The organism is Kitasatospora sp. NPDC094028 (assembly GCF_049543595.1).
In the GTDB taxonomy this organism is placed as follows: domain Bacteria; phylum Actinomycetota; class Actinomycetes; order Streptomycetales; family Streptomycetaceae; genus Kitasatospora.
The window spans coordinates 417,962-439,241 of the sequence record NZ_JBMVFA010000001.1 but is presented as its reverse complement, the minus strand read 5'-3'; the positions used below and the strand labels follow the sequence as shown (position 1 = coordinate 439,241).

Below are 21,280 nucleotides of genomic sequence, written 5' to 3'. Positions count from 1 at the left end.
GTACCGGCCCGCGGCCCGCCCCCCCCGCGGGGGGCGGGGCCCCCCGCCCCCGCCCCCCCCCCGCCCGCCCCCCCCCCGGTGCCCCCCGCCGGGCGCGGCCCCCCCCCCCCGGGGGGCCCCGCCGCCGCTGCGTCCCGGCGGCCGCTTTGTCATGATGATCACCGTCCGGGATCCTCCGGATGAACGCCGGCGGAACGGAGCCCAGCCATGATCCCCTTCGACGAGGGCCGCGCCCGGTTGCTGCTCGCCCACGCCTGCGAGTCCGCCGGCCTGCCCGGCCCCGGTGACGCCCGGCTGCTCGCGCTCGGCGAGAACGCCGTCTTCGACCTCGGCGACCCGGCCGTGGTCGCCAAGGTCGGCCGCGGCCCCGAACTGTACGACCGGGCGCACCGCGAACTGACCGTCGCGCACTGGCTGGCCGGGCAGGGCGTCCCGGTGGTCCGCCCCTACGAGGCGCTCGCGGCCGAACCCCAGCTCTCCCACGGCCACCCGGTCACCTTCTGGCACCGGCTCGCCCCCGCCGTCCGCCCCGCCCGGCCGGCCGACCTCGCCCCGCTGCTGCGCGCCCTGCACCGGCTGCCGCTGCCGCCCGTCCCGCTCGGACGGCGCGACCTGCTGGCCCCGGTCGAACGCTGGCTGGCCTCCGCCGAGGGGCAGGTCGACCCGGCGGACGTCGCCTTCCTGCGCCACCGCCGGGACGCCTTCGCGGCCGCCCTGGACGACCTCGTCCCGCGGCTGCACCCCGGGGTGATCCACGGCGACGCGCTGCCGCGCAACGTCCACGTCGGGCCGGACGGGCCGGTGCTGCTCGACCTCGAATTCGTCGCCGACGACCTGCGCGAGCACGACCTGGTGGTCCTCGCGCTCAGCCAGGACCGGTACGGGGTGCCCGCCGAGGAGTACCACGCGTTCACCGAGGCCTACGGCTGGGACGTGCGGGAGTGGCCCGGCTTCACGGCGCTGCGCGGGGCCCGGGAGACCGCCAGCGCCTCCTGGGTCGCGCAGCAGGCGGCGAGCAGCCCGGCCGCGCTCGCGGAGTTCCGGCGCCGGGTCGCCTCGCTGCGGGACGGGGCCACGGAGGTGCGCTGGTACCCGTTCTGACGGGAACCCGCGCGGCGGAACCGGTGTGAGAAGGCTCCTACGCCGGTTCGGTCCGGTCCGCAACCGGGGCACGTACGATCGGCGTCCTATCGGACAGTCATCCTGACCGAGGGATCGGCACCCGACTCGTACCTCAGGAGCCGCCGCCATGCACCGGACCGACGACCGCCGCCCCTTCGCCCCCTCACCCGCCGCACGGGCCCGTCGTCGGCTGGTCGCGGGCTGCGTCACGGTGGCGGCCGCGCTCGGCCTGGCCGCGTGCGGCACCGCCAGCGGGGCGCTGCAGCCGCCCGGCGCCACCGGCGCCGCGCAGTCCCCGATCACCCTGTCGCCGACCACCCCGGCCGGCGGCCCCGCCACCGCCATCGCGCCGACGCCCGGCTCGGACGGCGCCCCCGCCGCCGCACCGCCGGCGGCGGCCGGGAAGCCGCACACGCCCACCGCGGCCGGCACCCCCGCCACCCCGGGCACGCCCACGGCCGGCACCCCGGCCCCGCCGCCCGGACACGCCGGCGCGGGCAAGGTGATCGGCTCCACCGCCTCCGGTGGCCGCACCGTCGCCCTCACCTTCGACGACGGCCCCGGCCCCGCCACCGGCCCGATCCTCGACCTGCTCGCCCAGTACGGCGCCAAGGCCACCTTCTGCGAGATCGGGCAGAACGCCGCCGCCAACCCGGCCCTGGTCAAGCGCGTGCTCGCCGCGGGGCACCGGCTGTGCGACCACAGCGTCCACCACCCGCAGCCGTTCGCGAAGCTGCCGCACGACAAGGCCGTCCACGAGATCACCGGCGCCCGCGACATGATCGTCCAGGCCGGCGGGCCCGGCACCGCGGTCGGCTGGTTCCGTGCCCCGGGCGGCGGCTTCAACGCCGACAACGAGCAGATCACCGCCGGCCTGGGGATGTCCTCGCTCGGCTGGTCCGTCGACCCGCGCGACTGGTCCCGCCCCGGCGTGCCCGCGATCGTCTCCACCGTGCAGACCCAGCTCAGGCCCGGCGGGGTGATCCTGATGCACGACGGCGGCGGCGACCGCAGCCAGACCGTGGCCGCGCTCAAGCAGCTGCTGCCCTGGCTCGTCGCCCAGGGCTACACCTTCGACTTCCCGGCGGCCTGACGGAAGTCCGGCGGATTCACCCGGACCTCGCCCGACCGACCACCGACCGACCACCGGCGGACGGCCGTCGCTCACCGACGAGTTGGCCCGGCTGGCCGCGCTGCACCGCGAAGGGGCCCTGGACGCCGCGGAGTTCGAGCGGGCGAAGGCCCGCCTGCCGGCGGGACCGCAGGGCGCCTGGGCCGGTCCGGCGACCGAGAACCCCGTCGGCCCGCGGATCGCCGAACTCCTCGCAGCCGTCACCGAGGCGGTGGGGTGGTTCGGCGAACCGCACGTGTCCGTCCGCCCGGTGGGGCTGGACGTCCGGTGAGTCCGGGCGCCGCCGGGGCTCAGCCGAGCGGCCGCCGGTAGACCTGCCGGGAGCCGCCCTCCGGGCCCGGGGCGGCGGGCTCGGCCGGGGTGAAGCCGAGCCGCTCGTAGAAGACCCGGGCGCCGCCGAGGACCGCGCCGGGGTGGTCGGGGCCGAAGGTGACGACCTCGACGACGGCCGGGCCGGTGCCGAAGCGGCGCAGCGCGTCCTCGACCAGGGCGCGGCCGACGCCGCGGCCGCGGGCGCGGTCGGCGACCACCAGCCAGTGCAGGTGGTGGCGGGGCGGCGCGCCGTGGTCCGTCCCGTACAGCAGCGCGCCGAGCAGCGCATCGTTCGGGGCGCCGTCGCCGGGGTGCTCCACCGCGACGCTCGCCCGGCCGCGGTCGATGCCGCGGGTGACGGCGCGGTGGAAGCCGGGCTCGGCGACCATCGGGCCGAACCAGTGCTCCACCTCGGCGGCGAGGGCGAGGAAGCCGGGCAGGTCGGCGGGGCGGGCGGGCCGTACGGTGACGGTCACCGGGAGGGCCAGCGCGGGTCGACCTCGGCCTGCGGGTCCTTGCCGCGGCGCAGCCAGGCCTGCAGGCCCTCGGCCCACTCCCGGTACCAGCCGACCTGCCGTCGGTGCAGTTCGTCCGGGGGGAGGGCGCCGACCTCGGCGGGGTAGCGCTCGGCGAGGGCGACGGCGACCCGGACGGCGGCGAGCGCGTCGCTGCCGGCCTCGTGGGCGTCCGTCAGCTCGACGCCGTACAGCTCGCAGACCCGCTGGAGGGTGCGGGAGCCCTTGCGGTACTTGTCGACGGCGCGGTCGACGACGAGTGCGTCGAGGACCGGCCGGACGGGCCCGCCGAGGCGTTCGGCGAGGGTGGGCAGCCCGTGGCGGCGCAGTTCGGCGTCGAGCAGGGAGAGGTCGAAGGGCGCGTTGAAGGCGACCACGGGCCGTCCGGCGGCGAGCCGTTCGCAGAGTGCGGCGGCTATCTCCTCGACGGCCTCCTTGGCCGGTCTGCCCTTGCGGCGGGCGAGGTCGTCGCCTATCCCGTGGATCGCCTCGGCCTCGGCCGGGATCGGCACTCCCGGGTCGAGAAGCCAGTGTGCGGCGCCCACCCGGGCGGCCCCGACCGTGTCCACGAGCGCGGCCGTGACGATGCGGTCCACGGCCGGGTCGGTGCCCGTGGTCTCCAGGTCGAAGCCGACCAGTGGCTGCTGCCACCAGCTCATAGGGGTGTGTCCTTCCGTCCGGCTGCGCGAAACAGCCCCTATCATCACCCGCCCCACCGACAACCCGGCCCGGGGGCCGCCGGCCCGGGCCGGTCGGTGGCCTGGTCAGCGGGCGGCGGCGGGGCGGGCGAGGGCGAGCCGGCTGGGGAGCAGGGCCGCGGTGGTCGCCAGGGCGAGGCAGACGGCGGCGGCGACGGCCAGGGCGGGCCAGGGCAGCCGGAGCGGGACGGTGGTCTGCCCGGCGAGGATGCGGTGGTTGATCAGCGCCGTGGTGCCGTACTGGGTGAGGGCGGTGACGGCGAGGGCGAGCACGGCGGCGGTGGCGACGACGAGGACGGCTTCGAGGGCGACCGTCCACAGCACCTGGCGGCGCACGGATCCGGCGAGGCGCAGCACGTCGAAGTCGCGGCGGCGGTCGGCGGTGCTCATGACCATGGTGTTGACGATGGCGATGAGCGCGTAGAGCAGCGCGGGGCCGAGGATGGTGGTGGTGGCGATCCAGGCGTAGTGGGCGCCGGGGTCGGGGCCGGGGTCGCGGGAGTCGGTGAGGGTGCCGCCGAGGCGGTCGGCGGGTTCGGCGCCGAGGTGGACGGCGGTGGGCCGGGCGCCGGGCAGGTGGGCGGTGACGGTGTCGCCGCTGAGCAGGATCTCGTCGAGGCCGAGCTGGGTGCGGTAGACGAGGGCGAGGCGCAGGGTGGTGACGGTGCCGTCTGCGAGGCGCAGGTTGACCCGGTCGCCGAGGTGCCAGCCGTGGCCGCGGGCCTGGTCGGTGGAGGCGGCGAGGGTGGCGCCGTGCAGGTCGGCGGGGTTGCCCTGGTCGGCGGGGAGGGTCCAGGCGGTGGCGAGGTCGCCGTCGACGACGGTGGCGGCGGAGGGCACGCTGGCGGGCGAGTCCTCGCCGTGGTCGTCGAAGGCGGCGGTGTCGGCGCCGAGGCCGGTGACGACGGTGGGGGTGGTGGCGGTGGCGTGCAGGCCGGGCCGGGCGGCGGTGAGCCGGTGGAGGGCGTCGGCGGGCAGCGGTTCGGCGCCGGGGCGCAGCACGTAGCGGGCGGCGGTGGTGGCGCGGTTCTGGGCGGTCATGGCGTCGGCGAAGACGGCGGTGGAGCCGACGACGGTGCCGGTGAGCGCGATGGCGAGGAAGGCGGGGGTGGCGGTGGAGACGGTGCGGCGGACGGCGGTGAGCGCGTTCTGCCGGGCGAGCAGCGGGGGCGCGGCGGTGGCGCGGGCGAGCGGGGCGCTGAGCAGCCTCACGAGCGGCGGGACGAGGACGGGGGCGAGGAGGGCGAGGGAGGTGATGGTGGCCAGGTCGGCGCCGAGGACCCACTGGGAGGCGAGCTGCGGGTCGGCGGCCTGGTCGCCGGGGGTGGGCGGCATGGTGGGCGCGGTGAGGTAGTAGCCGGCGGCGCCGAACAGGGCGACCAAGCCGCTGGCGGCGGCGGCCCAGCGCAGCGGGGTCATGACCTTGCGGTCGGCGGCGGCGTCGGCGAGGGCTTCGGCGGCGCGCACCCGGCCGGCCCGGACGGCGGCGCTGACGGCGCCGAGGAGGGCGACGGCGAGACCGGTGGCGGCGGCGAGCAGCAGGGGGCCGGCGGCGGGGTGGGCGGTGAAGCCCTCGGGGGCGGCGCCGCGGTCGACGAGCCAGGCGGCGAGCGCGGAGGCGCCGGGCAGGGCGAGCAGGCAGCCGCTGACGGCGGCGGCGAGGGCGACGACGGCGGCCTCGCCGGTGATGAGCTGGACGATCTGGCGGGGGGTCGCGCCGACCGCGCGGAGCATGGCGATCTCCTGCCGGCGCTGGGCGACGGCGAAGGCGAAGGTGCCGGCGACGACGAAGACGGCGACGAAGGCGGCCATCGCGGCGGTGAACAGCAGCACCTTGTGCAGGGAGGGCGCGCCGAGCGGGGAGTCGTCGCCGGCGGTCTGGTCGAGCAGGCTGCCGGTGGTGGCGACGAGGGTGACGCCGAGGGTGAGGGCCACGTAGGAGCCGGCGAAGGCGGCCTTGCGGCGGCGCAGGCCGGCGGCGGCGACGGGCAGCAGGGTGATGAGGGAGGCTCTGTCGGCGGTCCGCTCGCTCCGCCCGCTCATGCGGCGGTCTCCAGGGCGGTCATCCGCTCGGCGACCTGGTGCGCGGTGGGGCGTTCGAGGTCGTCGACGACGCGGCCGTCCGCGAGGAACAGGACGCGGTCGGCGTAGGAGGCGGCGACGGGGTCGTGGGTGACCATGACGGTGCTCTGGCCCTCGCGGTCGACGAGGTCGCGCAGCAGGGCGAGGACGTCGCGGCTGCTGCTGCTGTCGAGGGCGCCGGTGGGCTCGTCGGCGAACAGCATCCGGGGGCGGGTGATCAGGGCGCGGGCGATGGCGACGCGCTGCTGCTGGCCGCCGGAGAGCTGGGAGGGCAGGTGGGTGGTGCGTTCGCCGAGGCCGACCTGGGCGAGGGCGCGGTGGACCTCGGCGCGGTCGGGGCGGCGGCCGGCGAGGCGCAGCGGCAGGCCGACGTTCTGTTCGGCGGTGAGCGAGCCGACCAGGTTGAAGGCCTGGAAGACGAAGCCGAGCTTCTGGCGGCGCAGGACGGTCAGCTGGGTCTCAGTGAGGCCGGCGAGGTCGGTGCCGTCGAGGGTGATGCGGCCGTGGTCGGGCCGGTCGAGGCCGGCGGCGCACTGGAGCAGGGTGCTCTTGCCGGAGCCGGAGGGGCCCATGACGGCGGTGAAGGTGCCGCGGGCGAAGGCGACGTCCACCCCCCGGAGTGCGCGGACGGCCTCCTGGCCGGTGCCGTAGGTGCGGTGTACATCGTCGAGGCGCAGGACCGCGCCGTCATCCCCCATGATCGTCACGGGGGTCATGACTACCACGCGGGCAACGGCCCTGGCCAGCCCGTTCCCGGGGATCGCGGCGGCGTCAGGCGGGGGACCCGGCGGTGGCGACGGGCGTGGCGGTGACGGTGGGCGCGGCCGTCGCGGTGGCGGTGACCGTGGTGGGCGCGGCGGCTCCGGCGGGGCGGAGCATGAAGACGTCGACCGGGTCCTCGCGTTCGGCGGTGAAGCCGTGCCGCTCGTAGAGCCGGCGGGAGGCGCTGCCCTGCAGGGCCTGCAGGCGCACGGGTTCGCCGGCCGCGTCGGCTTCGGCGAGGACGTGCCGCAGGACGGCGGTGCCGAGGCCGCGGCCCTGGTGCTCCGGCCGGAGGTAGAAGTATTCGAGGTGGCGGCCGCCCCGGTCGTCGGGGCGGACGGTGACGCAGCCGGCGAGCGTGCGGTCGACCAGCACGATCGTGGTGTGCCGGGGCGAGAAGTTGTCGCGCAGCCGCTGGCGGACGCGGTGGTCGTCGTAGCGGCCGAGCCGTTCGAGGTCGGCGCGCATGACCTCGGCCCGCAGCTCGGCGAGGGGTTCGACGTCGGCGGTGGTGGCGGGGCGCAGGCTCCAGCCGGGATCGCTGTTCACGGCGCCCAGTGTGGCAGCGGCCGGGGCGGCCCGACCAGGGGTTTTCCGGCGGGGGCGGCCGGTCAGGAGACGGGCCGGGAGTCGCCCCAGGCGCCCTCGAACTCCTCGCGGTAGACGTCCAGCAGGCCGGGTTCGGTGCCGCCGGGCTGCTGGCCGGCGCCGCCGCGCAGGACGAGGGCGGGCGATTCCATGCCGCGGGCGCGGCGCAGGTAGGGCTGGACGACGCCGAGGTCGCGGCTGCGGCCGCGGCCGCCGGCCTGGCCGGGGGTGCGGGGGCCCTCGACGAGGTAGGCGGTGAAGCGCGGGGTCTCGTCGAAGACCCGGATCTCGAAGCCGCCCTGGTCGCGCAGCCGGGCCCGGACCCGCCGCACGTGCATGATGTTCATCTCGATGGAGCGGGCCAACTCGCCGCGGCTCAGGCCGAGTTCGCGTTCGCGACGGCGGACGGCGCTGCTGGCCGGGTTGAGGAAGAGCAGCCGCACGCGGCAGCCGTCGCCGGCGAGGCGGACCAGCCGCTTGCCGGTGTAGTTCTGGCAGAGCATGCCGAGGCCGATGCCGAGCGCGTCCAGCCGCCGGGCGCCGTCGAGCAGGTCCTCGACGGGCAGGTCGCGCTGCAGCCGGACCCGGTCGGCGTGGACGGCGACGACGTCGGCGTAGCGGCCGGCGACGAGGGACTCGACGACGTCGGCCGGCACCCCGCCGGCGCCGCCGTCGAGGACGGCGAGCAGCCGGGCGGCGGCGCGCTCGGTCTGGGCCAGGACGGTGCCGGTGAGGACGCGGTTGCGGGAGACGACGTGCCGGGCGACTTCGAGCTCGTCGAGGGCGAGTTCGATCTCGCGCCGGTCGGCGAGGTAGGGCTCGAAGCAGGGCCAGTGCTGGACCATGAGCTCGCGCAGCTGGGGCAGGGTGAGAAAGACCAGCGGGTCGTCGTCGGCCGGGTCGAGGAGGTAGCCCTTGCGGCGGCTGACCTCGCGGACGGCGCCGGCCCGGTGGGCCCACTCCTCGCCGGCCGGGCCGGCGGCGGCGGTGACCCAGTCCTCGCCGTGGGCGGGCGCGTAGATGGGGTGCAGCACCTCGTCGACGAGGGAGCGCAGCCGCTGCTCGACGAGGTTGAGCCAGACGTAGGCGCGGCCGGAGAGCCGGACCCGCTGGTAGGCGTCCTCCCACTCGGCGCCGGACCAGGCGAGCGCGGGGATCTCCACCGGGCCGCTCTGGGCGGGCACCAGGGTGCGGCCGGTCAGGGTGGGGCGCATGACCACGGTGGGCGCCTCGCTGCGGACGCCGCCCCGGTCGGGGCCGCCCGGCCCGGAGCCGCGGCCGCCGGCGGGGAACACCATGCGCCACCTCATCTGGTTGCTGCTTCGCTCTGGTCGGCCGCTTCGCCCCGGCCCGGCGTCGCGACCCCGGTTCGGCGGGCCGGACGCTGACGGATCGCCACCGGCCGGGGGCGGCCGGACGATCAAGGGTACTGCCCGGCGCGAGCGGCCCGCAGCCGGATGGCGCAGGGGGCCGCACGGGGAGGCGGTCGGACTCTTCACAGGAATGGTCGGCCGGACACCCGTTCGGGCGAACCGGGGCCGCGTGTCCCGGCCGCCGGGGGAAGGCTCGGGGAGTATGCCGACTGTGCCGTGCGTCACGGCGCGCGGGCGCCGCACATGCCCGGCCGCCCGGCCGGGAAAGCCCCGCCCGGGGCCGGGAAGGCCGTCCGACCGATCGTCAGTTTGTGTCACAATCAAGGAAGTTGAGGACCCATGCAGGTCTGGCCCGGAAAGCCCTACCCCCTCGGCGCCACCTACGACGGGGCCGGCACCAACTTCGCGGTGTTCTCGGAGAGCGCCGACCGGATCGAACTGTGCCTGATCGAGGAGGACGGCTCCGAGTCCGCCGTCGAACTGCGCGAGACGGACGCCTTCGTCCGGCACGCCTACCTCCCCGGCGTCCAACCCGGCCGGCGCTACGGCTTCCGCGTGCACGGCCCGTACAACCCGGGCCTGGGCCAGCGGCACAACGGCGCCAAACTGCTGCTGGACCCGTACGCCAAGGCGATGAGCGGGCACATCGACTGGGACGAGTCCGTCTACGGCTACCACTTCGGCGCCCCCGAGCGCCGCAACGACCTCGACTCCGCCCCGCACACCATGCACTCGGTCGTCGTGAACCCGTACTTCGACTGGGGAACCGACCACCCCCCGCGCACCGACTACCACCGCACCGTCATCTACGAGGCCCACGTCAAAGGCCTCACCCGGCTGCACCCCGGCATCCCGGAGGAGATCCGCGGCACCTACGCGGGCCTCGCCCACCCGGCGGTGATCGAGCACCTCGCCAAGCTCGGCGTCACCGCGATCGAGCTGATGCCCGTGCACCAGTTCGTCCGCGACCACCGGCTGCGCGACCTCGGCCTCGCCAACTACTGGGGCTACAACACCATCGGCTTCTTCGCCCCGCACTCCTCCTACTCCTCCACCGGCGACCGCGGCCACCAGGTCCAGGAGTTCAAGTCGATGGTCAAGGCGCTGCACGCGGCCGGCATCGAGGTGATCCTCGACGTCGTCTACAACCACACCGCCGAAGGCAACCACCTCGGCCCCACCCTGTCGCTGCGCGGCCTCGACAACGTCTCCTACTACCGCCTCGCCCGCGACCAGCGCTTCTACGAGGACACCACCGGCACCGGCAACAGCCTGCTGATGCGCAGCCCGCACGTACTGCAGCTGATCATGGACTCGCTGCGCTACTGGGTCACCGAGATGCACGTCGACGGCTTCCGCTTCGACCTCGCCGCCACCCTCGCCCGGCAGTTCCACGAGGTCGACCGGCTCTCCTCCTTCTTCGACCTCGTCCAGCAGGACCCGGTCGTCTCCCAGGCCAAACTGATCGCCGAACCCTGGGACCTCGGCGAAGGCGGCTACCAGGTCGGCAACTTCCCGCCGCTGTGGACCGAGTGGAACGGCATGTACCGCGACACCGTGCGCGACCTGTGGCGCGGCGAGAACGCCGCCCTCGCCGAATTCGGCTCCCGGCTCACCGGCTCCTCCGACCTCTACCAGGACGACGGCCGCCGCCCCATCGCCTCCATCAACTTCGTGACCTGCCACGACGGCTTCACCCTGCGCGACCTGGTCTCGTACAACGACAAGCACAACCACGGCAACGGCGAGGACAACCGCGACGGCGAATCCTTCAACCGCTCCTGGAACTGCGGCATCGAAGGCCCCAGCGACGACCCGGCCGTCGAGGAACTGCGCGCACGCCAGCAGCGCAACCTCATCGCCACCCTGATGCTCTCCCAGGGCGTACCGATGCTCTCCCACGGCGACGAACTCGGCCGCACCCAGCTCGGCAACAACAACGCCTACTGCCAGGACAACGAACTCACCTGGGTGCACTGGCCGGACGGATCCGACGCAGACGGCCCGCAGGCCCGGCTGCTGGAATTCACCCAGGGGATGATCTGGCTGCGCCGCGACCACCCCGTCTTCCGGCGGCGGCGCTTCTTCCACGGCCGGCCGGTGTCCGCCTCCGGCGGCAACAACGACCTCACCGACATCGCCTGGTTCACCCCCGCCGGGGAGGAGATGACCAAACGCAACTGGGGCGTCGGCTACGCCAAGTCGCTGACCGTATTCCTCAACGGCTACGCCATCTCCGAACCGGACCGGCGCGGCGGGCGGATCGTCGACGACTCCTTCCTGCTGATGTTCAACGCCCACTTCGAACCGCTGGAGTTCACCGTGCCCGCCGACCACGGGCAGCAGTGGCAGGTCGTGGTCGACACCGCGCAGCCCCGGCTGCCCGCCCCCGGCACCGGGGCGACCGTCAAGGCCGGGGACACCCTGTGGCTCACCGACCGCTCGCTCATGGTGCTGCAGCGCCCGGCGTGACGGGCCGCGCTCACCTGTTCGGGCCAGCAGCGGGTCTTGGCGGCGGGCCGGGCCGGGTACCTATGGACCTATGACCTCCGCCGCCGAGCCCCCGCAGACCCGCCCGGCCGCCCCCGCCCCGTCCGCCTCCTACCGGCTCCAGCTGCAGCCCGGCTTCACCCTCCACGACGCCACCGCCGCCGTCCCCTACCTGGCCGCCCTCGGCGTCTCCCACCTGCACCTGTCCCCGCTGCTGGAGGCCGCCCCCGCCTCCACCCACGGCTACGACACCGTCGACCACACCCGGATCAGCGAACAGCTCGGCGGCGAGCCCGCACTGCGCGCCCTCGCCGCCGAAGCCCACCGGCACCGGCTGCGGCTGATCGCCGACGTCGTGCCCAACCACATGGCCGTGCCCGTCCCCGAACACCTCAACCGGCCGCTGTGGCACGTCCTGCGCGACGGGCCCGACTCGCCGTACGCCCGCTGGTTCGACATCGACTGGACCGCGCAGCCCGGCCCCGCCGACGCCCCCGACCGCGGGCGGGTGCTGCTGCCACTGCTCGGCGACCGGCTCGGCGCCGTCCTCGACCAGCTGGTCGTCGACGGCGACGTGCTGCGCTACCACCGGCACGAGCTGCCACTGCGGCCCGGCACGCAGCGCCTGCCGCTCCCCCGGCTGCTGGCCCTGCAGTGGTGGCGGCTCGCCTGGTGGCGACTGGCCCGCACCGAACTCAACTACCGGCGGTTCTTCACCGTCAACGAGCTCATCGCCGTCCGGGCCGAGGACCCGGACGTGTTCGACGCCACCCATGCCGTGCTGCTGCGGCTGTACCGCGAAGGCGTCCTGGACGGCTTCCGGATCGACCACCCGGACGGGCTCGCCGACCCGCGCGGCTACCTGCGGCGGCTGGCGGCGGCCACCGGCGGGGCGTACGTGGTGGTGGAGAAGATCCTCACCGGCGAGGAGCGGCTGCCCGCGGACTGGCCGGTCGCCGGGACCACCGGCTACGACGCGCTGCGCCGCATCGACGGCGTGCTCACCGACCCCGCCGGGGCCCGGCGCACGGCCGAACGGTACCGGGCGTTCCTGGCCGGGCCGGTGGGCGGCGGGGCCGGTGCGGCCGGTCGGGCCGACTGGGCTGGCGCGGCCGGTGGGGCGGGTACGACCGGTGGGGCCGGTGGGGCCGGCGGGGCCGGTGGCGGGGCGGTCGCCGAGGGGCCGAACCCGGCCGCGGCCGCCGCCCGGCGCGGGCGGGCCGAGATGACCGGGCCACTGGGCGAGCTGGCCGCCGAGGTCGAACGGCTGGTCCGGATCGCGCTGCGGATCGGCGCCGCCGAACCCACCTGCGCCGACCACGCGCCCTGGCAGCTGCGCGCCGCGCTGCGCCGGCTGCTCACCGACTACCCGGCCTACCGGCCCTACGTGCGGCCCGGCGAGGCACCGTCGCCCGAGGAGTTCCTGCGCACCGTGCGGGAGGGCCTCGACGACCCGACCGAGCACCTGGTCGCCGCGCTGGCCCTCGGCGAACTGGGGCGCGGCCCCGACCGGGACGAGTTCTGCGTGCGCTTCGGCCAGACCGCCGCCGCCGTCGCCGCCAAGGGCGTCGAGGACACCGCGTTCTACCGGTGGAACGCGCTGCCCGGACACAACGAGGTCGGCGGGGAGCCGGCCCGGCCCTGGGTCGCCCCGGCCGAGTTCCACGACTGGTGCCGCTACCGGGAGCGGGAGTGGCCGCACGGCATGACGGTGCTCTCCACCCACGACACCAAACGCAGCGCCGACGCGCGCGCCCGGCTCGCCGTCCTCACCGAACAGCCCGAGGAGTGGGCCGCCGAGGCCGCCGCCTGGTCCGCCGCGCTCGGCCCCGGCCCCGACCGGGACGCCGACTGGGTGCTGTGGCACACCCTGGTCGCCGCCTGGCCGATCACGCCCGAGCGGCTGGTCGCCGCCCTGCTCAAAGCCGCCCGCGAAGCCAAACTGCACACCTCCTGGACCTCCCCCGACGCCCCGTACGAGCGGGCGCTGGAACAGCGGGCCCGCGCCGTGTACGCCGACCCCGCGCTGCTCGCCCGGATCGAGGAGCGGGTGCGCGCCCTCGCGCCGTACGCCCGCGCCAACACCCTGGCCGCCGCCCTGCTGCAGCTCACCGTCCCCGGCGTCCCCGACCTCTACCAGGGCAGCGAGGAGCCGCTGTACACCCTGGTCGACCCGGACAACCGGGGCGTGGTCGACCTCGGCGCGCTCGCCGTGCGGCTCACCGACGCCGCCGCCCCGCGCCCCGGCGACCTCGCCCGCGAGAAGCTGCACCTGACCGCCACCGCCCTGCACCTGCGCCGCGACCGCCCGCTCGGCGCCCACCGCCCGCTGACCGCCGTCGACCTCTCCCACGACCACCTGCTCGCCTTCGCCCGGGGCGAGGACGTGGTCACCGCCGTCACCCGGCTCCCGTACGGGCTGGAGCGGGCCGGCGGCTGGCGCGACACCGTGCTCGAACTGCCCGCGGGCGGCGCCTGGACGGACGAACTGACCCTGCGCGACTTCCCGGCGGGGCCGGTGCCGGTCGCGGACCTGCTGGCCACCCTGCCCGTGGCGCTGCTGACGAGGAAGGGCTGAGCATGGCGGTCTACGAGGTGTGGGCGCCGCACGCGGCCTCCCGCGTCACCGTCGAAGTCGACGGCACCCCCCACGAGTTGGCCCGCCTGGCCGACCGGGACGGCTGGTGGGGCGGCGTGGCGCCGGACGGCGACTACGCCTTCCGCCTGGACGGCGGCCCGCCGCTGCCCGACCCGCGCTCGCCCCGGCAGCCGCACGGCCCGGACGGCCCGAGCCGGCCCGTCGACCACGCCGCGTTCGCCTGGACGGCGACCGGCTGGCACGGCCGCCCGCTGCCCGGCGCGGTCGTGTACGAGCTGCACGTCGGCACCTTCACCACCCGCGGCACCTTCGACGCCGCCGCCGAACACCTCGACCACCTCGTCGAGTTGGGCGTCGACTTCGTCGAGCTGATGCCGGTCTGCCCGTTCCCCGGCCGGCACGGCTGGGGCTACGACGGCGTCTCGCTGTGGGCCGTCCACGAGCCGTACGGCGGGCCGGACGGGCTCAAGCGCTTCGTCGACGCCGCGCACCGCCGGGGCCTCGGCGTGATCCTCGACGTGGTGCACAACCACCTGGGCCCCTCCGGCAACCACCTTCCGCGGTACGGCCCGTACTTCACCGACCGGCACCACACCCCGTGGGGCTCGGCCGTCAACCTGGACGCCCCCGGCTCCGACGAAGTCCGCGCCTACCTGATCGGCAGCGCGCTCGCCTGGCTGCGCGACTACCGGATCGACGGGCTGCGGCTCGACGCCGTGCACGCCCTCGTCGACCACCGGGCCGTCCACTTCCTGGAGGAACTCGCCATCGAGGTCGAGCAGTTGGCGGCCGCGACCAACCGGCCGCTGTTCCTCGTCGCCGAATCCGACCTCAACACCCCGCGCACCACCACCCCCCGCGAAGCCGGCGGCCTCGGGCTCGCCGCGCAGTGGAGCGACGACTTCCACCACGCCCTGCACTGCGCGCTCACCGGCGAATCCCACGGCTACTACGGCGACTTCGCGCGCGCACCGCTCGCCGCCCTCGCCAAGACCCTGCGCCACGGCTTCTTCCACGACGGCACCTGGTCCACCTTCCGCGGCCGCCGGCACGGCCGCCCGTTCGCCCCGCTCGGCGCCGGCCACCGGCTGCTCGGCTACCTGCAGACCCACGACCAGATCGGCAACCGGGCACTCGGCGACCGGATCTCCACCACCCTGCCCACCGGCCGACTCGCCTGCGGCGCCGCGCTCGTGCTCACCTCGCCGTTCACCCCGATGCTGTTCATGGGCGAGGAATGGGGCGCGGCCACCCCCTGGCAGTACTTCACCGACCACACCGACCCCGGCCTCGCCGAAGCCGTCCGACAGGGGCGGCGACGGGAGTTCACCGACCACGGCTGGACCGCCGAGGCCGTCCCCGACCCGCAGGAACCCGCCACGCTGCTGCGCTCCGTCCTCGACTGGACCGAGCCGCACCGCGCCCCGCACACCGAACTGCTCCGCTGGTACCGGAAGTTGATCCGGCTGCGGCGGGACAGGCCGGAGCTCGGCGACCCGGACCTCGGGGCGGTGCTGGTCGGGTTCGACGAGGCCGCCGGATGGCTGGTGGTGCACCGGGGGCCGTACCGGGTCGCGGTCAACCTGGGGGCCGGAGAGGCCTCCGTGCCGCTGGGCGGCGCGGGGAAGGAGATCGTCGCCTCGTTCGGGGCGGTGGAGCCGGCGGGCGACCGGGTGCGGCTCGGGGGCGATTCGGTGGCCGTCGTCGCGGTGTGAGCCGCGCCCGGCCGCCCACGGTCACCAGAGGAAGGTGCCGATCCGCCCGCGCAGCCCGGCCGCGTCCAGGCCGTAGGCGGCCAGGTGCTCCGCCATCGAGCCGTAGTGCCGGTGCTCCGCGCGCGGCACGCCCAGCGCCAGCACCCGGTGCGGGCGGTCGGCCAGCGCCTCGTGCACCGCGTGCGCGGAGGTGCCCGCGAGGTACGGCTCCACCAGCACCACGTCGGCCCGGGAGGCGACGGCGGTGCCCGTGGAGGCGTCCAGCGCCGCGCGCAGGCCGGCCCCGTCGAAGGGGCGCACCGTCGACGCGTACAGCACCGTCGCGTCCAGGCCCTCGGTGGCCGCCAGCACCGCGTCCAGCATCGGCCCCACCGCGAGCACCACGCCGCCCCGGCCCCGGCGGACGGTCGCCAGGCGGCCCGGCTCGATCGCGACCGGGGCCACGTTCTGGTGCGTCGACAGGCGGACGTACACGTTGCGGTCGCCGTCCGCGTAGGCGTGGCGCAGCAGCCGCTCGGCCTCGTCGGGGTGGCCGGGGACGTGCACCGTCCAGTCCGGCAGGGTGTCCAGCAGGGCGACGTCGCCCGGGGCCATGTGCGTGCGGCCCGCCGCCGGGTTGTCGTACGAGCCGCCCGCGCTCACCAGCACCGCGCCGACGCCCTGGTGGGACAGGCTCAGCTTCACCTGCTCGAAGGGGCGCTCCACCAGGAAGCTGGCGAAGGTGTGGGCGATCGGGCGCATCCCGGTCAGCGCCAGGCCGCCGGCCGCGCCGATCAGCAGCTGCTCGCGGATGCCGACGTTGACCACCCGGTCGGGGTGGCGCTCGCGGGCCGGGTCGAAGGAGGCGGCGGTGATGTCGGCGAGCACCAGGGCGAGCCGGGGGTCCTCGTCCAGCAGACGGGTGGTGACGTCGACGAAGCGCTCGCGCATGGTGTCCATCGGGGCGTGCCTTCCATGGGGGGTGTTCCGGGAGGGGGTCCGGGGGTCTGCGGGCGGGGGTTGTCCGGGGTCAGGAGTCCTTGGGCTCGACCGTGGCGACCACCACGTGCGGGCGGCCCGGGTGCTCGGCGGTGTAGGCGCAGTGCAGCGCCTCGTGGTCGCGGCCGTCCACCGCCGCCGTCGACCAGCCGGCGGCCGCGAAGCGCTGCGCGATCCCGCCCTGCCAGCCGTGCGTCGCCGAGGAGTTGTCGATCACCACCGCGTGCAGCCGGTCCAGGCCGTACGCGCCGGCGAAGGCCACCGCCTCGTGGTTGGAGCCCTCGTCGAACTCGGCGTCGCCGAGCAGCACCCACACCGCCGGGTCGGTCAGGCCCTGCGCCCGCAGGCCCAGCGCCGTGCCGACGCCCAGCGGCAGGCCCTGGCCGAGCGAACCGGAGGAGATCTCCACGCCGGGCAGCAGCATCCGGTCCGGGTGGTAGCCGAGCGGCGAGTCGTAGCCGCCGAAGCTCGGCAGCACCGCCGGGTCGATGAAGCCCTTGGCCGCCAGCACGGCGTAGTAGGCCATCGGGCCGTGGCCCTTGGACAGCAGCATCCGGTCGCGGTGCGGCGCCTCGGCCGTGGCCGGGGTGACCCGCAGCACCCGGTCGTAGAGCACCCAGAGGGCGTCCAGGGTGGAGGTGGCGGCGGGGTTGTGCTTCTCGTCGCCGGTCATCAGGGACATCAGGGCCGGGAGGTCCTCGAACCGGTTCCGGGCCCGGGTCTTCGTCGTGCTCGTCGTCATGTCCCCGATCGTGCAACTTCAAGCGAACTTGAGGTCAAGCGACTACAGTGGGTGTCCATGAACGCGACCCCGGACAGCGACCGCGCCCCCGGCCCGCGCCACAGCGACCTGCTCACCATCGGGCAGCTCGGCAAGCGCAGCGGCCTCGCTGCCTCCGCCCTGCGCTACTACGAGAGCCTCGGGCTGATCCACGCCACCCGCACCGCCGGCGGCCAGCGCCGCTACACCCGCAGCACACTGCGCCGGATCGCCTTCGTCCGGGCCGCCCAACGGGTCGGCCTCTCCCTCGACGAGGCGCGCGTCGCCCTCGACCGGCTGCCCTCCCGGCCCGCCCCCAGCGGCGCGGAGTGGGACCAGGTCGCCTCCTCCTGGCAGACCCGGATCAACGAACAGATCGCCGAACTCGAACGCCTCAAGGCCAAGCTCACCGGCTGCATCGGCTGCGGGTGCCTGTCGCTGACCCGCTGCGCGCTCTACAACCTCGACGACCGGGCCGGCGAGACCGGGCCCGGCGCCCGCTACCTGCTCACCCGCGACCCGGCCACCGGGCCGGAGCCGGCCCCGCCGGACGTGGGCAGCTGCGGGGCCCGCTGACCGGGGGCGGGGCCGGGGGCGCGGGGCCGGGGGCGCGGGGCCGACTGCGGAGGCGGCCCCGGCGGGCGGGCGAAATCCCGTTGCCGGGCGGGCGCCGCCCTGCCTACGGTGCGCCCATGCTGCCAGTGGTGGAAACGGACGAGCAGTGGGACGCGGTCCTGCCGGACGAATCCGTGATGCGGCCGGGCGCCGAGGCGCTGTGCGCCCGCCTGGGCGTCGGCGGGCTTCCGCTGGAACGCTTCGCGGAGGGCTCCGTCCCGGTGTACGCGGTGGGCGCGGCCCACGTGCTCAAGCTGTTCCCGGCGCTCAGCGCCCGGGACGGCGTCACCGAGGAACGCGTCCTCACCCGTCTGCGGGGCGCGCTGCCGATCCCCACCCCCGAGCTGCGCGCGGCCGGGGAGTACGTCAACGGCTGGCGCTACGTCCTGATGTCGCGCCTGCCGGGCGAGGGCCTCGCGCCCGCCTGGCCGGGCATCCCGCAGGACGCCCGGGTGCGGATCGCCCGGGACTGCGGCGAGGCACTGGCCGCCCTGCACGCGCTCGACCCGGAGCCGCTCGCGGACGTGCTCGGCCCCGGCGACTGGGCCGGCTTCCTCGACCGCCAACGGGCCGGCGCGGTGGACCGCCAGCGCGACCGCGGGCTGCCCGAGGCCTGGTCGGAGCAGATCCCGGACTTCCTCGCCGCCGCCCAGCTCCCCCGGGCCCCGCAACGCGCGCTGCTGCACACGGAGTTCATGCGCGAGCACCTGCTCACCGACCCGGCCGCCGGGTGGCGGCTCACCGGACTGTTCGACTTCGAGCCCGCCATGATCGGCGACCCGGCGTACGACCTGGTCGCGGTCGGCCTGTTCACCACCCGCGCCGACCCCGTCCTGCTCGGGCACCTGCTCGCCGCCTACGGCCGCGCCGTCGACCCGCGCACGCTGATGGCGTACACGCTGCTCCACGTGTACAGCCACCTGCCGTGGTACCTGCGCGAGTTGGAGCCCTCGGCGCGGACGCTGGACGGCCTGGCCGAGGAGTGGTTCGGCACCGCCTGACGCTCCCCTGCTCACGGCTCCACTCGCACAACGTTTCCTTTTCCCTCCCCCCTCCCCCTCCCCCCTCCCCGCCCGCCCGCCGCCCGCCACGATTCCTTCCGCCTCCGGCGCCTCGCCCTCCGCCCTCCGTCCTCCCCTCTCACCCTCCGTCTCACCACACCTCACCCGCGCCGCCGGCCCTCATGGCCGGCGGCGCGGAGGGGGAGTCACCGTGTCGACGCCTCACCCACCTCCGCACCTGCCTCCGCACCCACCTCCGTCGCGTCGCCCGGACCTCACGATGACTCCTCTCCTGGACGCCCCCCACTTGCTGCCCAGGTGCCCCAAGAATGACCCCATCCACCGTGATCACGCATGTACCGATCGGCACAACCTCAGACCGGGAAAGCGCCTCTGCCCCTGCCGATCGGCCACCCGGATGATCGTCTTCGACCGGCGGCACGCGCTGATCCCGGCGAACAGCGAGGACACCGGGGCCGGCGCGGTCGTCCTCACCGGCCAGGGGACGCTGGTGGCGCTGTGCGCGCTGTTCGACCGGGTGCGGGAGCAGGCGCAGCCGCTCGGCTCCGAGTCGGAGGCCGACGAGCGCGGCCTCAGCAGTCAGGAGGCGACCGTGGTCCGGCTGCTGGCCCAGGGGCTGACGGACGACGCGATCGCCAAGCGCCTGGGTGTCTCGGCCCGCACCGTGCGCCGGGTGGCGACGGAGCTGATGGGTCGTCTCCGGGCACGCGGCCGCTTCGAGTTCAGTGTCCGGGCCGTGCAGAACGGCTGGCTCCCGCCGCGCGCCTAGGATGAGGCTCTGGACCCCGGGCACGGGTCGGTGCGCAGGAGCCCGTAGCGGACCACGTCGCGCCACTGCCCGTCCCGGAAGGTCGTCGCCCGTTGGACGCCCTCGCGCAGGAAGCCGCACTTCTCCAGGGCGCGCTGTTCGGCGAGGTTGCCGACCTCGGTGTCCGCCTCCAGCCGCATCACCGGAGTGTGCGCGAACAGGTACTCCACGAGCAGGAGTTGGGCCCGGGTGCCGATCCCCCGCCCGCGCGCGCCGGGCACCAGCTGTACGCCGATGTTCCAGTACCGTGCGGTGTTCCGCACTCCCGCGCGCCGGGCGGCGACGAAGCCGCCGAAGCCGCCCCCGACGTCGACGGCGAGCATCAGCCGCTCCTCGCCGAGCAACCCGTCCTCGGCGAGTTGGCGCCGGAACCGCTGGGCGTCGTTCCAGCCGAACCACTGGTACTCCCCCAGCGCCTCGGGGTCGCCGACCAGCCCGAGCAGGTCCGGCAGGTCAGCTTCGGCGATCGGGCGCAGCGAGGTCTCTTCCGTCTCCACGCAGACGCCAACGCCGGTGCGGGTGCGACGGTTCCTCACCGCCGCGCGGTGCGGGCGATCCGGAATCCGACGTCGTCGATCCGCAGCGTCGGGTGGCTGCGGCGGCGGACGGAGGCGCGGCAGCTCCAGTGCTCGTCGAACCAGCCGCCGCCGCGCAGCACCCGGTAGCTGCCGTACACCTCGGCGTCGTAGACGTCCCAGCACCATTCCCAGACGTTGCCGAGCATGTCGTGGATGCCGAGCGCGTTGGGCAGCAACTCGCCTACTTCGTGGGGCCGTTCGCCGGAGTTGCCGCGGTGCCAGGCGATCTCGTCGAGCGGTCCGTAGCGCGGGCCGCCGGTGCCGGCGCGGCAGGCGTGCTCCCATTCGGCCTCGGTGGGCAGGCGGTAGCCGTCCGCCGCGCGGTCCCAGGTGACGGTGTCACCGTCGTCGTCGCGGTCGTCGAGGCGGTAGGCGGGGGTGAGGCCCGCGCGCCGGGAGAGGTCGTTGCAGTGGCGGACGGCGTCGTACCAGGAGACGCTGTCGGCCGGGTGCCGGTCGCCCGTCGCGCCGTGGAAGTCCTCCCGGGTGACCGGGTGGGCCGCCAGCTCGAAGGCGGCGACCTGCACCGTCCAGCTTCGTCGGGTGCGGCGGTCCGACAGCGTGACGGGCCCGGGCGGGACGGGAACCATCGGGACGGGAAGCGTTCCAATGTCGGCAGCCATGACCGATGATCATATGGCGGGCCGCCAGCGGGCCCCGCCCGACCCGACGCGACACGGAAGGCAACCACCATGGCAGGCACGAAGGTCAGCACGGTCGTCCAGGCCCCCGCCGACGAGGTGTGGGCGCTGATCGGCGGGTTCCACGACCTCGGCGACTGGCACCCGGACCTGCCGGCCAGCCGACCGGGCAACGAGCTGACCGGCAACGCCATCGGCGCGGTCCGGGTCTTCGACCTCGACGGCCTCGAGCTGCACGAGAACCTGCTCGCCTACGACGACGAGCAGCGCAGCTACACCTACGGTCTCCCGGACGGCACCTTCGAACTGACCTGCTACCGGGCGACGTTGCGCGTCCTGCCGGTCACCCAGCTCGGCGCCGGCTTCGTCGAGTGGAACGCCACGTTCGACGTCGAGGCGGAGCACCGCGCGGCCTCCACCGCCCTGGTCAACGGTGTGTTCGCCTCCGGCCTGACCGCCCTGCGCGCGCGCTTCGCGGGCTGACTCCGCC

General features: G+C 75.5%; 20 protein-coding genes. 10 read left to right on the top strand and 10 right to left on the bottom strand.

All coding sequences use genetic code 11. The features are described 5' to 3' along the window. Positions 1-207: 207 nt before the first annotated feature. The 3 genes from ACPC54_RS02035 to ACPC54_RS02025 all read left to right on the top strand — a co-directional run bounded on the left by ACPC54_RS02035 (position 208) and on the right by ACPC54_RS02025 (position 2,525). Positions 208-1,101 (top strand): phosphotransferase enzyme family protein, encoded by an 894-nt coding sequence (locus ACPC54_RS02035; RefSeq protein ID WP_498960163.1) that lies wholly within the window; start codon positions 208-210, stop codon positions 1,099-1,101. Between the two features lie 148 nt (positions 1,102-1,249). Continuing rightward, positions 1,250-2,215: a polysaccharide deacetylase family protein gene (locus ACPC54_RS02030; protein ID WP_498960161.1), complete on the top strand. Its 966-nt coding sequence runs from the start codon at positions 1,250-1,252 to the stop codon at positions 2,213-2,215. A gap of 82 nt (positions 2,216-2,297) precedes the next feature. Continuing rightward, positions 2,298-2,525, top strand: a complete 228-nt coding sequence (locus tag ACPC54_RS02025) for a hypothetical protein (RefSeq protein WP_498960159.1) — start codon at positions 2,298-2,300, stop codon at positions 2,523-2,525. A 19-nt stretch (positions 2,526-2,544) separates the two neighbouring features. On the opposite strand, the gene ACPC54_RS02020 is transcribed toward ACPC54_RS02025, so the two are convergent. The 6 genes from ACPC54_RS02020 to ACPC54_RS01995 all read right to left on the bottom strand — a co-directional run bounded on the left by ACPC54_RS02020 (position 2,545) and on the right by ACPC54_RS01995 (position 8,509). Continuing rightward, positions 2,545-3,042: a GNAT family N-acetyltransferase gene (locus tag ACPC54_RS02020; RefSeq protein WP_498960158.1), complete on the bottom strand. Its 498-nt coding sequence runs from the start codon at positions 3,040-3,042 to the stop codon at positions 2,545-2,547. Continuing rightward, entirely contained in the window at positions 3,039-3,740 is a 702-nt protein-coding gene (locus tag ACPC54_RS02015) for an exonuclease domain-containing protein (RefSeq protein ID WP_498960155.1), read from the bottom strand. The genes ACPC54_RS02020 and ACPC54_RS02015 overlap by 4 nt, the downstream gene beginning before the upstream one ends. 105 nt (positions 3,741-3,845) lie before the next feature. After that, the gene (locus ACPC54_RS02010; RefSeq protein WP_498960153.1) at positions 3,846-5,822 is read right to left on the bottom strand and encodes an FtsX-like permease family protein; all 1,977 of its coding nucleotides are present in this window, start codon (positions 5,820-5,822) and stop codon (positions 3,846-3,848) included. Continuing rightward, the gene (locus ACPC54_RS02005) at positions 5,819-6,577 is read right to left on the bottom strand and encodes an ABC transporter ATP-binding protein (RefSeq protein ID WP_498960151.1); all 759 of its coding nucleotides are present in this window, start codon (positions 6,575-6,577) and stop codon (positions 5,819-5,821) included. Before ACPC54_RS02005 ends, ACPC54_RS02010 begins: the two co-directional genes overlap by 4 nt. Before the next feature lie 55 nt (positions 6,578-6,632). Further along, entirely contained in the window at positions 6,633-7,172 is a 540-nt protein-coding gene (locus tag ACPC54_RS02000) for a GNAT family N-acetyltransferase (protein WP_498960149.1), read from the bottom strand. A gap of 62 nt (positions 7,173-7,234) precedes the next feature. Further along, the gene (locus ACPC54_RS01995) at positions 7,235-8,509 is read right to left on the bottom strand and encodes a DUF5919 domain-containing protein (protein WP_498960147.1); all 1,275 of its coding nucleotides are present in this window, start codon (positions 8,507-8,509) and stop codon (positions 7,235-7,237) included. 414 nt (positions 8,510-8,923) lie between these two features. Between ACPC54_RS01995 and glgX the strand changes: the two genes are divergently transcribed. The 3 genes from glgX (at position 8,924) to treZ (ending at position 15,388) form a co-directional block, all read left to right on the top strand. Continuing rightward, a complete protein-coding gene (gene glgX, locus ACPC54_RS01990) occupies positions 8,924-11,056 on the top strand; it encodes a glycogen debranching protein GlgX (protein WP_498960145.1) in 2,133 nt (710 codons plus the stop codon). 70 nt (positions 11,057-11,126) lie between these two features. Then, on the top strand, positions 11,127-13,652 hold the full coding sequence (locus tag ACPC54_RS01985; protein ID WP_498960143.1) for an alpha-amylase family glycosyl hydrolase: 2,526 nt from the start codon (positions 11,127-11,129) through the stop codon (positions 13,650-13,652). A 2-nt stretch (positions 13,653-13,654) separates the two neighbouring features. Next, positions 13,655-15,388 (top strand): malto-oligosyltrehalose trehalohydrolase, encoded by a 1,734-nt coding sequence (treZ, locus tag ACPC54_RS01980; protein WP_498960141.1) that lies wholly within the window; start codon positions 13,655-13,657, stop codon positions 15,386-15,388. Between the two features lie 21 nt (positions 15,389-15,409). Here treZ and ACPC54_RS01975 read toward each other — a convergent pair whose 3' ends face one another. Continuing rightward, positions 15,410-16,327 carry a transketolase family protein gene (locus ACPC54_RS01975; RefSeq protein WP_498960139.1) on the bottom strand — a complete coding sequence of 306 codons (918 nt, stop codon included), beginning with the start codon at positions 16,325-16,327 and terminating at the stop codon, positions 15,410-15,412. A 70-nt stretch (positions 16,328-16,397) separates the two neighbouring features. After that, on the bottom strand, positions 16,398-17,108 hold the full coding sequence (locus tag ACPC54_RS01970) for a thiamine pyrophosphate-binding protein (protein WP_498960137.1): 711 nt from the start codon (positions 17,106-17,108) through the stop codon (positions 16,398-16,400). A 57-nt stretch (positions 17,109-17,165) separates the two neighbouring features. Between ACPC54_RS01970 and soxR the strand changes: the two genes are divergently transcribed. The 3 genes from soxR to ACPC54_RS01955 all read left to right on the top strand — a co-directional run bounded on the left by soxR (position 17,166) and on the right by ACPC54_RS01955 (position 19,532). Further along, complete coding sequence (gene soxR, locus ACPC54_RS01965) at positions 17,166-17,702, top strand: redox-sensitive transcriptional activator SoxR (RefSeq protein ID WP_498960135.1); 537 nt, start codon at positions 17,166-17,168, stop codon at positions 17,700-17,702. A 116-nt stretch (positions 17,703-17,818) separates the two neighbouring features. Further along, positions 17,819-18,742, top strand: coding sequence for a phosphotransferase family protein (locus ACPC54_RS01960; RefSeq protein ID WP_498960133.1), 924 nt, complete (start codon positions 17,819-17,821; stop codon positions 18,740-18,742). 418 nt (positions 18,743-19,160) lie between these two features. Next, positions 19,161-19,532 carry a response regulator transcription factor gene (locus ACPC54_RS01955; protein WP_498960131.1) on the top strand — a complete coding sequence of 124 codons (372 nt, stop codon included), beginning with the start codon at positions 19,161-19,163 and terminating at the stop codon, positions 19,530-19,532. On the opposite strand, the gene ACPC54_RS01950 is transcribed toward ACPC54_RS01955, so the two are convergent. Beyond that, positions 19,529-20,068: a GNAT family N-acetyltransferase gene (locus ACPC54_RS01950; protein ID WP_498960129.1), complete on the bottom strand. Its 540-nt coding sequence runs from the start codon at positions 20,066-20,068 to the stop codon at positions 19,529-19,531. The genes ACPC54_RS01955 and ACPC54_RS01950 overlap by 4 nt on opposite strands. Positions 20,069-20,103: 35 nt before the next feature. Further along, positions 20,104-20,772 (bottom strand): formylglycine-generating enzyme family protein, encoded by a 669-nt coding sequence (locus tag ACPC54_RS01945; protein WP_498960125.1) that lies wholly within the window; start codon positions 20,770-20,772, stop codon positions 20,104-20,106. A gap of 69 nt (positions 20,773-20,841) precedes the next feature. Here ACPC54_RS01945 and ACPC54_RS01940 point away from each other — a divergent pair, with 69 nt between their 5' ends. Continuing rightward, positions 20,842-21,273, top strand: coding sequence for an SRPBCC family protein (locus ACPC54_RS01940; protein WP_498960123.1), 432 nt, complete (start codon positions 20,842-20,844; stop codon positions 21,271-21,273). Positions 21,274-21,280: the final 7 nt, after the last annotated feature.

Bases quoted from the DNA above. Each gene is read 5' to 3' on its own strand.
- ACPC54_RS02035 (WP_498960163.1), top strand. From the start codon at position 208: ATGATCCCCTTCGACGAGGGCCGCGCCCGGTTGCTGCTCGCCCACGCC.
- ACPC54_RS01955 (WP_498960131.1), top strand. From the start codon at position 19,161: ATGATCGTCTTCGACCGGCGGCACGCGCTGATCCCGGCGAACAGCGAG.
- ACPC54_RS02015 (WP_498960155.1), bottom strand. From the start codon at position 3,740: ATGAGCTGGTGGCAGCAGCCACTGGTCGGCTTCGACCTGGAGACCACG.
- glgX (WP_498960145.1), top strand. From the start codon at position 8,924: ATGCAGGTCTGGCCCGGAAAGCCCTACCCCCTCGGCGCCACCTACGAC.
- ACPC54_RS01975 (WP_498960139.1), bottom strand. From the start codon at position 16,327: ATGGACACCATGCGCGAGCGCTTCGTCGACGTCACCACCCGTCTGCTG.
- ACPC54_RS01960 (WP_498960133.1), top strand. From the start codon at position 17,819: ATGCTGCCAGTGGTGGAAACGGACGAGCAGTGGGACGCGGTCCTGCCG.
- ACPC54_RS02010 (WP_498960153.1), bottom strand. From the start codon at position 5,822: ATGAGCGGGCGGAGCGAGCGGACCGCCGACAGAGCCTCCCTCATCACC.
- ACPC54_RS01945 (WP_498960125.1), bottom strand. From the start codon at position 20,772: ATGGCTGCCGACATTGGAACGCTTCCCGTCCCGATGGTTCCCGTCCCG.
- ACPC54_RS01985 (WP_498960143.1), top strand. From the start codon at position 11,127: ATGACCTCCGCCGCCGAGCCCCCGCAGACCCGCCCGGCCGCCCCCGCC.
- ACPC54_RS01970 (WP_498960137.1), bottom strand. From the start codon at position 17,108: ATGACGACGAGCACGACGAAGACCCGGGCCCGGAACCGGTTCGAGGAC.
- treZ (WP_498960141.1), top strand. From the start codon at position 13,655: ATGGCGGTCTACGAGGTGTGGGCGCCGCACGCGGCCTCCCGCGTCACC.
- ACPC54_RS02005 (WP_498960151.1), bottom strand. From the start codon at position 6,577: ATGACCCCCGTGACGATCATGGGGGATGACGGCGCGGTCCTGCGCCTC.
- ACPC54_RS01995 (WP_498960147.1), bottom strand. From the start codon at position 8,509: ATGGTGTTCCCCGCCGGCGGCCGCGGCTCCGGGCCGGGCGGCCCCGAC.
- ACPC54_RS01940 (WP_498960123.1), top strand. From the start codon at position 20,842: ATGGCAGGCACGAAGGTCAGCACGGTCGTCCAGGCCCCCGCCGACGAG.
- soxR (WP_498960135.1), top strand. From the start codon at position 17,166: ATGAACGCGACCCCGGACAGCGACCGCGCCCCCGGCCCGCGCCACAGC.
- ACPC54_RS02030 (WP_498960161.1), top strand. From the start codon at position 1,250: ATGCACCGGACCGACGACCGCCGCCCCTTCGCCCCCTCACCCGCCGCA.